Source organism: Delftia deserti, from assembly GCF_042653485.1.
GTDB classification, from domain to species: domain Bacteria; phylum Pseudomonadota; class Gammaproteobacteria; order Burkholderiales; family Burkholderiaceae_C; genus Comamonas; species Comamonas acidovorans.
This window is the reverse complement of record NZ_JBHSIH010000001.1, coordinates 1,515,763-1,530,656: the sequence shown is the minus strand read 5'-3', so window position 1 is coordinate 1,530,656 and position 14,894 is coordinate 1,515,763. Positions and strand designations below refer to the sequence as shown.

The following is a 14,894-nucleotide window of genomic DNA, read 5'->3' as shown; positions in this document are numbered from 1 at the left end:
GCGCTGAAAGCATTTTTCATGGCCGATCGCGGCTGGGTGGAACACAGCTCCACCCACCCACCACATCGCATGAAAACCCTTGCCCTTCGAATTGCCGCGCTGCTGCTGACGGCAGCGGCTTCAGTGTCTGCTGGTGCAGTCACGGTATTCGACAACCTGGCAGCCGCCAATGACCCGTGGCTCATCCAGCACAACTCCAGCTACCACACCAACCTGTGGGTGGCCAACCGCATCCCGATTGGCAGCCAGTCGCTGCGCATCACGCAGGTGAAGATGAATCTCACCCAGATCGACCAGTTCGAGCTGCAAGTGTGCGCAACCGATGCCAGCGCCGCCACGCCGTTCGTGGACATGACGGCCTGCGCCCCCTTCACCGCCGACGCGGCCGTGCCAGGCATGCGCGTGTTCACAGGCGACCGCATCGTGGCGGCGGGCGACTTTGCCTGGGTGGTGGTGCGCAGCATCGGCCAGACCATGATCCGCCGCCAGATCACCACGGCCACCAATGACGGGCTGACCTGGTACTCGGGCGCGAGCCACAACCCAGCCTGGGTGGCCGAGCCGCAGACCTCCATCGGCATGACGGTCGAGGCCGGTTCCGTGCAGCTCGATGGCGTGTGCGGCAGCGCCAGCAGCAACACGCCTCGCCGCTATCCGCCAGACTCCTTGCTGTGCAGCGTGGGCACGACCAGCGGCGTGATGGGTGATACCTACTCCTTCACCTGGGTGTGCCAGAGCAGCTACGGCGGCAACCCTTCGCCGCAATGCTCCGTGCCTCGCACCTACCTCGTTGCCTCCCAGGCCACGGGCGGAGGCAGCATCGAGGCGGGGCGCGATGTAGCGGCGGGGCAGCAGGCCAGCTTCACGCTCACCACGCCGCCGGGCTACACGGTGCAGGTCAGCGGCTGCGGCGGATCGCTTGCAGGCAACACCTACACCACTGCGACCATTACCGGCAATTGCACCATCAGCGCCACCTTCGCCCCGCCGCCCACCAACGGCGCGTGTGGCAGCACTGCGCCTTCGCTCACCTTGCCAACCCTCTTGTGCAGCGCCGGTTCGGCCACCAACCAGTCTGCCGCGGCCGATGCCTTCCGCTGGGATTGCGCGGGCATCAGCGGCGGCACCACGGCCACTTGCCTGGCACCGCGCCAATACATGGTGACCGTCAACACGGATGCGGGCATCGCCAGCGCACAGTGCACCCCGAACCCCGTGACCCATGGCTCCAGTGCCACCTGCACGGCCACGGTGCACGACCCTGTCGCCCGCCCCTTCAGCGGCTGGGGCGGCGCATGCAGCGGCACGGGGGCTTGCCAGCCCCTGGTTCTCGGGACTACCACCGTCTCTGCCAACACGACGCTCATCACCTACGCCATCACCACCACTGCCACCACGGGCGGGAGCATGTCGTGCACGCCCAACCCCGTGCCCCACGGCCAGAGCGCTAGCTGCACTGCCACGCCGCAAACGGGCTTTCAGTTCACCGGCTGGACGGGCGATTGCGCGGGCTCGGGTGCATGCCAGTTCACCAACGTGACCAGCGCGCACAGCGTGGGAGCCACCTTCGCGCCCATTACCTACGCCATCGCCACCCCCGCCGTCACCGGCGGCAGCGTGAACTGCACGTCCAACCCCGTGCCCCATGGGCAAGACACTATCTGCGTCGCCTCGCCCGCTATGGGCTACCACTTCACCCATTGGTCGGGCGATTGCTCGGGCACTGCCAGCGCGTGCATTCTCTACAACGTGACCAGCCCGCGCAGCGTGAGTGCCACATTTGTGCTCAACACCTATTCCATCGGCATCGTCCCCGCCCCGGCCAACGGCACAGTCACCTGCACGCCCAACCCCGTCACCCACGGCCAGGATGCAAGCTGCACCGCCACGCCCGATGCGGGTTACCACTTCACCAGTTGGTCGGGCGATTGCACGGGCACGGGTGCATGCCAGTTCACCAGCGTGACCGCGTCGCGCACCGTCTCGGCCACCTTCACGCCCAACACCCACTCCATCGCCACCCCCGCCACAACCAACGGCACGGTCACCTGCGCACCCAACCCCGTTAACCATGGGCAGGGCGCAAGCTGCACCGCCATGCCCGATACGGGCTATCACTTCACCAGTTGGTCAGGCGACTGCGCGGGCACGGGTGCATGCCAGCTAACCAACGTGACCAGCCCGCGCAGCGTGAGCGCCACCTTCGCGCTGAACACCTACCCCATCAATATCACCCCCGCCACAACCAACGGCACGGTCACCTGCGCACCCAACCCCGTTAGCCATGGGCAGGCCGCAAGCTGCACCGCCACGCCCGATACGGGCTATCACTTCACCAGTTGGTCAGGCGACTGCGCGGGCACGGGTGCATGCCAGCTCACCAACGTGACCAGCCCGCGCAGCGTGAGCGCCACCTTCGCGCTGAACACCTACCCCATCAACATCACCCCCGCCACAACCAACGGCACGGTCACCTGCGCACCCAACCCCGTTAGCCATGGGCAGGGCGCAAGCTGCACCGCCATGCCCGATACGGGCTATCACTTCACCAGTTGGTCAGGCGACTGCGCGGGCACGGGTGCATGCCAGCTCACCAACGTGATCAGCCCGCGTAGCGTTTCGGCCACTTTCACCCACGACCCGGTCGATGCCACCTGCGGCTCAGCGACCACCGGTGCTGTGGCCTTCAAGCCCAGCGCGAATCTGTGCGCCACGGGCACGCCAGGGGCCGTGCTATCCGCTAGCGGCCAATACAAATGGCAGTGCAGCGGTGAATATGGCGGCGCAGCGCAGCTGTGCAGCGCACCGTGGCAGGGTGCGGGCGGCAACGGCAATCTGGGGGCGGTGGAGGTGGACAGCGCGAACGGCTGGGAGATCAGCAGCGCCGCCTTTGCCTCCACCTTGCCCGCGCCCTTGCCGTCTCATGTGCGTGCGGTGCACGCGCCGCTGGGGCTGGTGCTAGGGCGTGTCGCCGGCAATGCAGATGCGCAGGTGACCGTGCACTTCACCACACCAGTGCCGCAGAGGGCCGTTTATTACAAATACGGCCCCAGCCCCGACGGGCTGGGCTGCACCGGCGCTGCCTGCGCGCAGCCGCACTGGTATGCGCTGCCCGGCGCGCAGTTTGCGCCCGACGGCCTGAGCGTGACCTTCACCCTGGCCGATGGCGGCGTGGGTGACAGCGATTCCGTGCCCAACCAGATCACCGACCCCGGCATGCCCGTGCTGCTGGCCCCGCAGGCCATCCCCGCACTCGGCCCCTGGGCGCTGGCGTTGCTTTCGCTGCTGGCGGCGGGTCTGGTGGCGGTGCGTCGCCGAGCGTTGAGCGGTGGTTGCGCACCGCTGGTCAGAAAGTGAAGCCAAGCTGTCACCAAGGCAAAGCCGTCCCAGCGACGGGTTTCAGATGAGTTGCCGGCGGGACACAGGGGCTCCGCAAGGTTTCCTATTGCGGCCCACGCATAGGCGCTGCCGAAACAACGCCGCCGTTCAGTGTGTACAACTGGGGCCGAGGCGACTTCGCAGGTGTGTACCGTCATACTTCACGCAACGCTGAATCATTTGCAAAGTTGCCATGTACACACTCCGCACATCACGTCCTGAAGATGGTGCTGCTCTGGTTGACCTTTGGCGGCGTTCCGTAGACGCCACCCATCACTTTCTCAGTCCCGATGATCGAAAGGCAATCGATGCCGAAGTGGTCGAGTTTCTACCGCATGCGCCGGTGACTGTTGCTGTCGATGAACATGACCAGCCCCATGGCTTCATGCTGATCGATGGCACGCACATGGAGGCGCTGTTCATCGATCCGGATGTCCGTGGCACCGGCATCGGCCGCAAGTTGTTGCAGCATGGATTGGCGCTGCACGGGGCATTGAGCACAGACGTCAACATGCACAACTCCCAAGCGGTTGGCTTCTATCAACGGATGGGGTTCGTTGAAACTGGACGTTCGGAGGTGGATTCGCAGGGACGCCCTTATCCTCTTATTCACCTGCGATACCTGGGCTAGCTGGAAGCAGGCCGCTGCGGCTTGGCGAGCCAAGGGTGCTGCTCGTATGGGGCCTGCTTTGCATCAGCAGCAACCCCGCACTGTGGACTGCTGCCGACCCTTGGTTGACGCTCAGATACACCGTCAGCAACTACCGTTTTGGTACGCTCTGATTTTGATGGATAGGCAACCAGATACAGGCATGATTTTGGAATTTAAGCGGCTCACTGAAATTGAGCCGGATCATATTGTTTCGCTGAACAACAATCCAGATGTGCTACGACAAATGCCGCTTGGAAGCGCGAATTTCGACCTGGCGAAAGCAAATGAATGGGCTCGGCAAAAAGATGCCCAGTGGCAGCAATATGGCTATGGGCCATGGGCGTTTGAAATTGATCAGCAATTTGCTGGCTGGGGTGGTTTGCAGTACGAGGAAGGTGATGCCGACCTCGCTTTGGTGCTTCACCCCAAATTCTGGGGAAGTGGCAAAGCCATCTATCAAGAGATAGTGAAACGTGCATTCACTGGCTTGGGGCTGAACTCCATCACAATTTTGCTGCCACCTTCAAGAACCAGAATAAAAGGGATTCTCAAGCTGGGATTTCGGCCAGATGGCGCATTGGATATTGAGGGGACTCGTTTTTTGCGCTATCGCCTGCATGCACCCGGCAAACCCGCTCGACTAGATGTTTGAGCAGCGCGTCTTGATCCCGTCAGCATACAGTCTGTCGGTATCGACTGGCCGGATTGGCCGTTCCGCGACCGTCGAGTACAGGCGGATAGGCTGCCAGATGTCCGCTGTCCCGTCGTGCGAACGAGAGCTTGCGACCCTTTACGGCCACTCAGGCCCTGCGCCGTGAATGTCGCAGTTCAGCCTAGAGCCGTCGCTCGGAACTTTGCGCGACAACTACAAGAAAGGCAGTTGATGCAAAACGTACTGCGGATGGGCGCGATCATGGCGTTGCTGGCAACTTCGGGATGCAGCCAGTCGCCGAGTGGGCGGTGGGAAGCGACGCAAAGCGTCGATGTTCTGCTGAAAAAAGGCGATCCACAGACGGTGGCATTTGTCCTCAATGCAGGGGACATTTGCGCACTCGGCCAGCAGTGGAGCTTTGAAAAAGAGCTGCGTTACAGGGAAGTGATCTGCCCCCAAGGCAAGGGCTGGATCACTTCCGACACGCCGTTCAAAAAGCTGAGCGGCTGAGTTGGCGATGGGGCAAGTGCTCGCAACGCCCCTCAGAAGCTATGCATCAACCCCGCAGTTACCCCCGTAGCCACATCCTTGTTCTGCCCGCCCTGAAACCCTCCACTCCAATGCGTACGGTCCAGCTCCGCATACAGCTTGCTGCGGCGCGAGAGCTTGTATTCCGCAAACAGCAGGGCGCGGGTGTAGCCGTCTGCGGCGCGGCCGCTGCGTTCGCGTTCCATGCGGTACAGGGCGGCGGTCAGGTCCAGCGTGCTGCGGGCCGACCAGGTGGCGCCCAGCGAGTGCACGCGCTGCACGGTGCGGGCGGTGGTGGCGTTGGTCTGGCCGTCGCTGCGCGCGGTGTTCAGCGCAAGGCGCAGCTTGTCCCATTTGTAGGAGGCGCCCAGGGTGGCGGCTTTCAGCTCCCATTGGTCTGCGGTCTTGAAGCGCTGGTAGGCGCCGGAGACCGTCCATGTCTGCGTGCCATAGGCCAGGCCCGCGCCGGCCGACGAGCGGGCGGAGCCGCCTTGCGCCGTCTCGCCAAAGCTGTACATGGCGCGGGCGGTGAGGCCGCCGAAGCGGCCGGTGTACTTGACCGAGTTGTCCAGCCGGTAGGAGCCCGTGGTGGCGCCTGCGCTGCCGTATTCCACGCCCAGGCCGTGGCTGCTCAGGGCCGCTGTGGCGATGTTGGGGTTGAAGGACGCAAAGCGCATGCCCACGGGGTCCACGGGGCTGATGGCATCTGCCAGCAGGTTGGTCTGGCGGCCGGCCGTGACCTGGCCCCAGCTGCCGCCCAGGCCCACGATGGCCGCGCGGTCGAAGAATTTGCTGGAGTTGGCGGTGGTGCCGGTGTCCAGGTTCAGGCCGGTCTCCAGGTTGAACAGGGCGTACATGCCGCCGCCCAGGTCTTCGCGGCCGCGAAACCCGAAGCGGCTGGTGGTGTTGACGCCGCTGGACAGGGCGGCGCCCGAGCTGTTGCTGGCCGCGTTGGCGGCGGTGAGGCCGCTGGTGTAGCGCACGCCGGTATCGGCAATGCCGTAGAGCGTGATGCTGGATTGCGCAAGGGCCGACAGCGGTGCGGCGGCGAGGGTGATCAGCACCAGGGTTTTGGTGTTCATGGATGTGGCGAGGGTGATAGGGCTGGGCAGCGGCATGCCGCAGCAGTGCCGTTGCAGCGCCGCTGAATGGAGGTCGAACCGGGGGAGGGGTGAAGGCCCCCTCTGTGTCGAGGGCCTTGAGGGCTCGGGGCCCTGCCGTCAGGGCTTGGCCGCCGGCTCCATGCCGGTGCTGCGCACGATGGGCGCGGCGGCGGGGGCTGCCAGGAAGCGGATGAGGTGGCGCGCGGTCTCAGGGCTCTTGGCGCCGGTGGCCACGCCTGCGGAGAAGAAGACGCGCTGCTGCACTTCATCGGGCAGGGGGCCGACGAATTCCAGTTCCTTGAACGGCAGCAGTTCGCTCACCTGCTGGAAGCCGATGTCCGCATCGCCACGCAGCACCACGGCGCCCACGCGCTCGCTGAGGATGCGGGTGGCCTTGCCCTTCATCTGCTCGGCCACGCCCAGGCGCGGGAACAGTTCGTTGGCCAGATAGGTGCCGCTGGCGCTGGCCGAGTAGGCAATGGTCTTGGCATCCAGCAGGGTTTGCTTGAGCGCGTCCACGGTGCTGATGTCGGGCTTGGGCGTGCCCTTGCGCACGCTCATGCCGATCATGGAGCGCGCCAGGTCCACGCGGCTGCCCGCTTCCACCTTGCCTTGGGCGGCCAGATTGTCCAAGGCTCCATCCGCAAGGATGACGATATCGAACTGCTCGCCCCGTGCCAGGCGGCTGGGAATGGAGTCCTGCGCATTGCCCATGGAGGCACCGCGCGAGGTGACGACCTTGTGGCCCGTGGCCTGCTCGTACAGGGGTATCAACTGGTCATAGGCGGCAGAGAAGCCGCCCGAGGTGACCACGCGGATTTCATCTGCGCTGGCCGTGGAGGGCGTGGCAGCGCCCAGGGCCAGGCCCAGGCTGAGGGCGGCGCCCAGCAGCGCGCCCAGGGTGCGGCGGCGCAGGGTGGATGGCACGGAGAACTGCAGAGAGGACTGCACAGAGGGCGGCAGGGGGGTGGAATGGATGGCGGTCATGGTTTGTCTCCTGGTTTTTTATGGTTGGGGGATGCGGCCGAGGCTGCCGAGGCTGCCGGGGGATCAATCGGCGGTGATTTTTCGCTCGCGGATGATGCGGCCCCACTTGGCGTGCTCGGCGGCGATGAACTGGCCCAGTTCCTCGCGGGTGCCCGGGGCGGCGGTCTGGCCGTGCTTGAGCAGGTTGTCGCGTACTTCGGGGGTGTTCAGCACCTTGATCAGCTCGGTGTTCCAGCGGTCCAGCAAGGGCTTGGGCGTCTTGGCGGATGCCACGAAGGCGTACCAGTTGGTGGCGTTGAAGCCGGGGAAGCTTTCGGCCACGGTGGGCACGTTGGGCAGGTAGGCCGGGCGCGTGAGGCCCGTGGTGGCCAGCGGGATCAGCTTGCCCGATTCGATGTGGGGCAGGGCCGTGGGCGGGGCCGCGTAGAAGGAGGTCACGCGGTTGCCCAGCACGTCCTGCAGGGCGGGCGCGCCGCCCTTGTAGGGCACGTGCAGGGTGTCGATCTTGGCGACATCGTTGAGCAGTTCGCCGGCCAGGTGCGATGCGGAGCCGGGGCCGGTGGAGGCGAAGTCCAGCTTGCCGGGCTCGCGCTTGGCCTTGGCCACGTATTCGCCCAGGGTCTTGATGCCGGTGGCGGCAGGCACGACGAGCACGTTGGGAAAGTTCACGCCCATGGTGATGGGGGCCAGGTCCTTGAGCGGGTCGTAGCCGATCTTCATGAAGTGCGGCGCGATGGCCAGCGGGCCGATGGAGCCGAAGAGCAGCACCGAGCCGTCGGACGGGCCATTGGCCACCTGCGTGTGGGCCAGGTTGCCGCCTGCGCCGGGCTTGTTTTCCACGACCACGCTCTGGCCGATGTTCTCGCCCAGCTTCTTGGCGATGATGCGCGCGGCAATGTCGGCCGAGCCGCCTGCGGCGAAGCCGACCACCATGACCACGGGTTTCCTGGGGGGGAAGTCCTGGGCCTGGGCGGTGCCCACGGCCAGGGAAACGAGGGCGGCCAGGGCGCCGCCCACGATGAGTCTGCGTTGCTGCATTTTTTGTCTCCGTTGCATGCTGGCAGGGGGCCAGCGTTGTCAAGGGCGCCATCCTATGCAGCGGGTGTTATTCTGTGAATTGCAACTTTTAGAAGGACTGTTGCATGCGGCGCATCAAATTCGACATGGGGGAGCTGATTGCCTTCGTGACCACGGCCGAGAAGGCCAGCTTTCGCCTGGCCGCAGAAGCGCTTTTTCTTTCACCGCCAGCCTTGAGCCGCCGGGTGGAGCGGCTGGAGTCCGTGCTGGGCGCGCGGCTGCTGGAGCGCACCACGCGGCGTGTGGAGCTGACCGAGGTGGGCCATGAATTCCTGCAGGAGGCGCGCCGGGCACTGGCCGGCCTGGACGAGGCCGTGCAGCGCGTGGATGACCAGTTGAAGCTGCGCCGTGGCCGGGTGACGGTTGCCTGCGTGCCGTCGGTGGCCACCAATCTGCTGCCGCCCGTGCTGAAGTCCTTTGCCGTGGAGCAGCCCGATGTGCAGGTGCACGTCATCGACGAGAGCGCGCAGCAGGTGGTGGAGGCCGTGCTGCGCGGGGATGCGGACTTCGGCCTGAGCTTCACGGGCAGCCAGGAGCCTTTGCTGCGCTTTGAGGCGCTCACGCGCGAGCGCTATGTGCTGGCCATGCCGCGCAGCCATGCATGGGCCGGGCGCGGCCAGGTGGAGTGGGCCGAGCTGGCGGGCAAGCGGCTGGTCTCCGTCTCCCACAAGAGCGGCAACCGTCTGCTGCTGGACCAGGTGATGGCCGGCCTGCCGGAGCAGCCCGTGGCCTGGCATGAATGCAACCACGTCACAGGCGCCCTGGCCCTGGTGGAAGCGGGCCTGGGCCTGGCCGCCGTGCCCCAGCTGGCCCTGCGCCAGGACCACGCCCAGGTCTGCGGCGTGCCCCTGACCGCGCCCGATGTGTGGCGCACCCTGGGCCTGCTGCAACGGCGCGACCGCGTGCTCGGGCCCGTGGCGCAGGCGTTGCGGGAGTGCCTGGTGCAGGTGCAGGGGGCGGGCGGCTGAACTGGCCTTGGATTCACTGCGTTGCAAACCCGTTGCGCGCAGGCCCTGGCATGGCTGCCGCATAGCGCAGTGCGAAGAAGGATGGGATCACACCTTCACATGAATGCAGATCATGCATCTGTGAAATAAAACCATTTTACTTCATCGATTCGCATCCATACCATTCGCTCCCATTGTTCGTTTGCATTTTGGGAAGCAGTCATGGTCATCACCACACCCTCGGATCGCATGGATGCCAGAGCCGGCTCCTGCGCTGAACTTGGCCCTCTCGCGTGAAAGCAGCCATGTCACGTCCGCTCCGTCTGGTCGCCGTTTCCGGTGGACTGCAACGCCCCTCCAAATCTGCCGCCCTGGCAGAGCATCTGTCTGATCTGATCGCCGACGAAATTCCGTGCGAACAACGCCTGGTGGAACTGGGCCAGCTTGCGCCGCAGCTTGCCGGCGCGGTGTGGCGCTCGCAGTTGCCCGGGACGGTGGAGCGTGAGCTTGCGGCGGTGGAGCAGGCGGATGTGCTGGTGGTGGCCACACCGGTCTTTCGCGGTGCCTACACCGGCCTGTTCAAGCACTTCTTCGACTTCGTCCACCAGGACGCCTTGATCGACAAGCCCGTGCTGCTGGCGGCCACCGGTGGCAGCGAGCGCCATGCCCTGGTGATCGACCACCAGCTGCGGCCGCTGTTCAGCTTCTTCCAGGCGCGCACCCTGCCGCTGGGCGTCTACGCGACCGACAAGGATTTCGTGGACTACCGCCTGCACGACGAGGCACTGATACAGCGGGCCGCACTGGCGGTGCAACGGGCATTGCCGCTGGTCGAGCTGATGCACCGCGCCAGGCCCTGCCTGGCCGAGGAAATGGCTGCGGCCTGAATCAACCAACGTTTTTTATTTACAGCTCAGGTCATTGGATCACCATGAACGCAGAACTGCACTTCAGCCTCAAGAGCATCCGTTTCGATGAGAACTATCACCCATCGGACAGCACGCGCATTACCACCAACTTTGCCAATCTGGCCCGGGGAGCGAGCCGGCAACAGAACCTGCGCCACACGCTGAGGATGATTGACAACCGCTTCAATGACCTGGCGCATTGGGACAATCCGACGGGAGACCGTTATTCCGTCGAGCTGGACATCATCTCCGTGGACATGGGCATGGGTGCGGAGATGGGAAGTGGCGTATTTCCGTTGATCGAGATATTGAAGACCAGCATTCTCGACAGAAAATCGAACAAGCGCATAGCCGGTATCGCAGGGAATAATTTTTCATCCTACGTGCGTGACTATGACTTCAGTGTTCTGCTGCCGGAATACAACATCAACCGCCAGGAGTTCAGCACGCCGGACGATTTTGGCGACCTGCATGGAAAGCTGTTCAAGCAATTCGCCCGTTCGAGCACGTACAGGGAGCACTTCAACAAGCCCCCCGTCATCTGCATCAGCGCCTCTACCAGCAAGACCTATCAGCGCACCGGAAACCAGCATCCCGTACTGGGTGCCGAGTATCAGCAAAATGAGCTGTCATCGACGGACCGGTATTTCGGGAAGATGGGAATGCAGGTTCGATTCTTCATGCCACCCAATAGCGTTGCACCCCTGGCTTTCTATTTCCAGGGCGACCTGCTGGCCGACTACACGAATCTCGAGTTGATCGGCACCATCAGCACCATGGAAACCTTCCAGAAGATTTACCGCCCCGAGATCTACAACGCCAATTGCGCGGCAGGAAAAATCTATCAGCCGAGCCTGCAGAACCATGATTACTCGTTGACGCAGATTGTCTATGACCGTGAAGAGCGCAGCCAGCTGGCCGTCAAGCAGGGCAGGTTTGCGCAGGAGCATTTCATCGAGCCGTACAGGAATGTTCTTGAGCAATGGGCTGCCGATTGCGCGCTCTGACCGGCCAGGCAGACAGAAAGACAGACAGACCATTTTTCATTGATTGCGCAGCGGCTCGGGACAACGGTCCTGAAGTACGCTGGCACCACCCATTTTTGCCTTGAAGGACTTCTCCGATGTTTGAAACCTCTATCGCCGGCAGCCTGCCCAAGCCAGCCTGGCTGGCCGAAACCAACAAGCTCTGGCCCCAGTGGCGGGCCGAGGGCGATGCGCTTCGCCAGGCCAAGGCCGATGCAACCCTGCTGTGGATCAAGGCCCAGGAAGATGCAGGCTTGGACATCGTGTGCGACGGCGAGCAGTCGCGCCAGCATTTCGTGCATGGCTTTCTGGAGCAGGTGGAGGGCATCGACTTCGACAACAAGGTGAAGATGGGCATCCGCGACAACCGCTACGACGCGATGGTGCCGCAGGTGGTTGCCGCCCTGCGCCTGAAGGGCCGCGTGCATGCCTTCGAGGCGCAGCTGGCGCGTGCGCACACCAGGAAGAAGCTGAAGTTCACGCTGCCCGGCCCGATGACCATCGTCGATACCGTGGCGGACCGCTTCTATGGCGACAAGGTCAAGATGGCCTTCGCCTTTGCCGAGCTGCTCAACCAGGAGGCCCTGGCGCTGCAGGCCGACGGCGTGGACATCATCCAGTTCGACGAGCCCGCCTTCAATGTCTACATGAAGGATGCCGCCGACTGGGGCGTGCAGGCGCTGGAGCGCGCAGCGCAGGGCCTGACCTGCACGACGGCCGTGCATATCTGCTACGGCTACGGGATCAAGGCCAACACGGACTGGAAGAGCACGCTGGGCGAGGAATGGCGCCAGTACGAGACGGTGTTTCCCGCGCTGGCCAGGAGCCGCATCGACCAGGTCAGCCTGGAATGCATCCACTCCCATGTGCCGCCCGACCTGATGAGGCTGCTGGCCGGCAAGGACGTGATGGTCGGCGTGATCGATGTGGCCAGCGACGTGGTGGAGACAGCCGAGGAAGTGGCGGACACCATCGGCCGGGCACTGGAGTTCGTGCCGAAGGAGCGGCTGTTCCCCTGCACGAACTGCGGCCTGGCGCCCATGGGCCGGGACGTGGCGTGGCGCAAGCTGAAGGCGCTGGCAGAAGGCACGAGGCTGGCCAAGGATCGGTTGGCCACGGCTTGATGTCTATTGGAGTGAACCTGGGGAGCAACGACCAGGCCTTGCCGCCGTTTCGCGCTTTGGAGACCAGTCCTGCACTTCCTGTGCAATGAACTCGGCTGGAGGCGCGGTTCGGCCTTTGGCGCTGGCGCTCTCCAGCGCCTGCATGTAGGCATCCGGCCGGCTGATCTGGATCACGGGCCAAGGATAGCCGCCCGATGCCAGCAGCGTGGTCATCAAGAATCGAGCGATGCCTCTGTGGCCGTCGCAGTACGGATGGCTGAAAACGGAGAGGTGGTGGCCAAGCTCCGCGCGAGCGCAGGCCTCTGGTTCCGCTTGCAGCATTCCCCCCCCCTCCCCCCGCGCTTTCGACAAGAACACTCATGGCTTTCCATAGGGGGCATCGAAATGTCTTTGTAAAAATATACAATATACAGAATTATTTTTAAGGAGACATTCCATGCCCACGACTTCCTTTCTGGTTCCTGGTTCTGCCGCACAGGCATCGGCGCGCACCCCGTTGCCGCTACCGCTCCCTACGGGGGGGCATTGGTCTGTGGCACGCGGTTTTGCGCGAAAGTGCCTGCCGGCTGGCGCGCGCCTGCCAGCCGGTGCGTTGATGGCTGCAGCAGTGGGATGGGTGGCGATGGGCAGCTGCAGTGCTGCCAGTGCATCGTCGGTGACGATCTATGGGATCTACGACCTGGGCCTGACCCAGGTGAGCAACATTGCCGGCTCATCGGTCACGCGCATGGATGACAGCATTCTTCAAGGCAATCGTCTGGGCTTCCGCGGCCTGGAGGAACTCGGCGGCGGTCTGTCCGCCTTCTTCACGCTGGAGATGGGTTTTGCCGGAGATACCGGTGCGCTGCGGCAAGGGGGGCTGGGCTTTGGCCGCGCTTCCCTCGTCGGCCTGTCGCACAAATCATGGGGAGAGTTCTCGATGGGCCGCCAGTTCGACCAGATGAACACCACGCTGATCCGCTTCAGCCCGGTTCTGGGGGCGGGGATCTATTCAGCCACGGTGGGCGACGCGGACCGCGTCGGCGGCAACTGGCTGAACAACATGGTGACCTACAGGAGCCCGGTCATCGCCAATTTCCGGTTCACGGGCCAGTACAGCTTTTCGGAGGATGGGACCAGCACCACCAATGCGGGCAGGGCCTACAGCATCGGTGTGACCTACGCCAGGGATGGCTTCAACGCGGGTGCGGCCATGACCGAGATCAGGGGCTCCACGATCACGCCGGGAGCGGCCTTGGGTGTGTCTCAGTTCATGGGGGCGCCGATCGGCAAGTCGACGCCCGTCAAACTGTCCAACTACCGCACGGCGGGCGCAGGGGCTGGGTACACCATGGGCCGGGCGACTCTCAGCGCGCTGGCCACGCATACGAGGTATGAAAGCGAAGCGGGACGCACGCAGGCACTGTCGAGCTTCGCCATTCCCCTGGCCTACAGGTTGACCGACCAGTGGCAGCTGCAGGCGGCGTTCTCCCAAAGCCGCATGGCGCAATCGCGCTGGCGCAATACCAGCCTGATCGCCGATTACCTGCTCTCCAAGCGCACGGACCTCTATGTGTCGGCCCATTGGGAGAAGGCCTCGGGAGACGGCACATCGGCGGTGCTGTTCACCTTGCCCGGGTCCAGTACGAGCCGGCAGTCGGCGTTGCGCGTGGGCCTGCGGCATCGGTTCTGAGGATTGACGCAGACCAAGGCCCAGCGGGCCTTGGGTAGCGAGCAAGCGTGGGGGAGCGCGCTGAGGATCAGGGCGCCGCGGCCATGGCCTGCTGAAAGCCCACGGGGTCCTGGCGCCAGGCCTCGTGGGCCTTGGCGGCTTCGCCCGGGAAAAGGTCTTCATCGCCGCCTTGCAGGAAGTCGGCCATGGCATCGGCAAGCTCGCCGGGAGACATCTTCTGGACCTGCAGGTCGCGGCTCATGCGCGTGTCGATCGCGCTGGGGTAGACGCCGCAGACGCGCACGCCCTGCGTACGCAATTGAGCGCGCAAGGACTGGTTCAGCGAGTGCGCGGCCGCCTTGCTGGCGCAGTAGGTAGCCATCTGCGGCAGGCTGGCGTGGCTCAGCAGGCTCAGCACCGTCATCAGGGTACCGCCTCCGCGTGCCGCGAGCAGTGGGCCGAATACCAGGCCCACGTGCATCATTCCGAAGTAATTGACCTCCATCTCCCGCCGTGCGGTCCCGGTATCGCCGTCGGTGAACAGGGACTGGTTCCCATTGACGCCCGCGCAGTTGATGACGGCCCGCAGGTCCCTGCCTTGCAGGCGCGCGGCCAGGCCTTGCACGCTGGCAAGGTCGCTCACGTCGACGGTTTCATGCGCGATGGCCGCCATGGCGGCGTCCACGGGGGCGGGTTGCCGGGATGCCAGCACGATGGAGCGAAACCCCTCGCGGGCGAGCCGCTGCGCCAGGGCCGAGCCTATGCCTCCAGATCCCCCGATCAGCAGGAGTTCCGTTCCCTTCGGCGCCCCGGTTGCGGGGTTGCCATCCATGTCGGCCATATCGATTGCTCCTGTATTGCC

General features: G+C 64.4%; 14 protein-coding genes. 9 read left to right on the top strand and 5 right to left on the bottom strand.

The genetic code is table 11. The features are described from left to right. The first annotated feature begins 69 nt into the window (after positions 1-69). The 4 genes from ACFPFG_RS07375 (at position 70) to ACFPFG_RS07360 (ending at position 5,192) form a co-directional block, all read left to right on the top strand. Entirely contained in the window at positions 70-3,357 is a 3,288-nt protein-coding gene (locus ACFPFG_RS07375) for an IPTL-CTERM sorting domain-containing protein (protein ID WP_380105830.1), read from the top strand. Between the two features lie 214 nt (positions 3,358-3,571). Next, positions 3,572-4,009, top strand: a complete 438-nt coding sequence (locus ACFPFG_RS07370) for an acetyltransferase (protein WP_312378989.1) — start codon at positions 3,572-3,574, stop codon at positions 4,007-4,009. 181 nt (positions 4,010-4,190) lie between these two features. After that, a complete protein-coding gene (locus ACFPFG_RS07365; protein WP_312378987.1) occupies positions 4,191-4,682 on the top strand; it encodes a GNAT family N-acetyltransferase in 492 nt (163 codons plus the stop codon). Between the two features lie 231 nt (positions 4,683-4,913). Continuing rightward, positions 4,914-5,192, top strand: a complete 279-nt coding sequence (locus tag ACFPFG_RS07360) for a hypothetical protein (protein ID WP_312378986.1) — start codon at positions 4,914-4,916, stop codon at positions 5,190-5,192. A gap of 32 nt (positions 5,193-5,224) precedes the next feature. On the opposite strand, the gene ACFPFG_RS07355 is transcribed toward ACFPFG_RS07360, so the two are convergent. From ACFPFG_RS07355 to ACFPFG_RS07345, 3 genes are all read right to left on the bottom strand, one after another. After that, positions 5,225-6,328: a porin gene (locus tag ACFPFG_RS07355; protein WP_312378985.1), complete on the bottom strand. Its 1,104-nt coding sequence runs from the start codon at positions 6,326-6,328 to the stop codon at positions 5,225-5,227. A gap of 102 nt (positions 6,329-6,430) precedes the next feature. Then, positions 6,431-7,300 (bottom strand): substrate-binding domain-containing protein, encoded by an 870-nt coding sequence (locus ACFPFG_RS07350; protein ID WP_197956902.1) that lies wholly within the window; start codon positions 7,298-7,300, stop codon positions 6,431-6,433. Between the two features lie 63 nt (positions 7,301-7,363). Continuing rightward, positions 7,364-8,338 carry a Bug family tripartite tricarboxylate transporter substrate binding protein gene (locus ACFPFG_RS07345; RefSeq protein WP_183018471.1) on the bottom strand — a complete coding sequence of 325 codons (975 nt, stop codon included), beginning with the start codon at positions 8,336-8,338 and terminating at the stop codon, positions 7,364-7,366. Between the two features lie 104 nt (positions 8,339-8,442). Between ACFPFG_RS07345 and ACFPFG_RS07340 the strand changes: the two genes are divergently transcribed. From ACFPFG_RS07340 to ACFPFG_RS07325, 4 genes are all read left to right on the top strand, one after another. After that, positions 8,443-9,345 (top strand): LysR family transcriptional regulator, encoded by a 903-nt coding sequence (locus ACFPFG_RS07340; protein WP_380105826.1) that lies wholly within the window; start codon positions 8,443-8,445, stop codon positions 9,343-9,345. A gap of 284 nt (positions 9,346-9,629) precedes the next feature. Next, entirely contained in the window at positions 9,630-10,211 is a 582-nt protein-coding gene (gene msuE, locus ACFPFG_RS07335) for an FMN reductase (protein ID WP_380105824.1), read from the top strand. A gap of 44 nt (positions 10,212-10,255) precedes the next feature. Further along, positions 10,256-11,239: a DUF1852 domain-containing protein gene (locus ACFPFG_RS07330; protein ID WP_380105822.1), complete on the top strand. Its 984-nt coding sequence runs from the start codon at positions 10,256-10,258 to the stop codon at positions 11,237-11,239. A 116-nt stretch (positions 11,240-11,355) separates the two neighbouring features. After that, a complete protein-coding gene (locus tag ACFPFG_RS07325) occupies positions 11,356-12,381 on the top strand; it encodes a methionine synthase (protein ID WP_380105820.1) in 1,026 nt (341 codons plus the stop codon). Between the two features lie 3 nt (positions 12,382-12,384). Here ACFPFG_RS07325 and ACFPFG_RS07320 read toward each other — a convergent pair whose 3' ends face one another. After that, entirely contained in the window at positions 12,385-12,594 is a 210-nt protein-coding gene (locus tag ACFPFG_RS07320) for a hypothetical protein (protein WP_380105818.1), read from the bottom strand. A 223-nt stretch (positions 12,595-12,817) separates the two neighbouring features. On the opposite strand from ACFPFG_RS07320, the gene ACFPFG_RS07315 reads away from it, so the two are divergent. Beyond that, positions 12,818-14,053, top strand: coding sequence for a porin (locus ACFPFG_RS07315; RefSeq protein ID WP_312378980.1), 1,236 nt, complete (start codon positions 12,818-12,820; stop codon positions 14,051-14,053). 67 nt (positions 14,054-14,120) lie between these two features. On the opposite strand, the gene ACFPFG_RS07310 is transcribed toward ACFPFG_RS07315, so the two are convergent. Continuing rightward, positions 14,121-14,873 (bottom strand): SDR family NAD(P)-dependent oxidoreductase, encoded by a 753-nt coding sequence (locus tag ACFPFG_RS07310; protein WP_374620536.1) that lies wholly within the window; start codon positions 14,871-14,873, stop codon positions 14,121-14,123. Positions 14,874-14,894 lie beyond the last annotated feature (21 nt).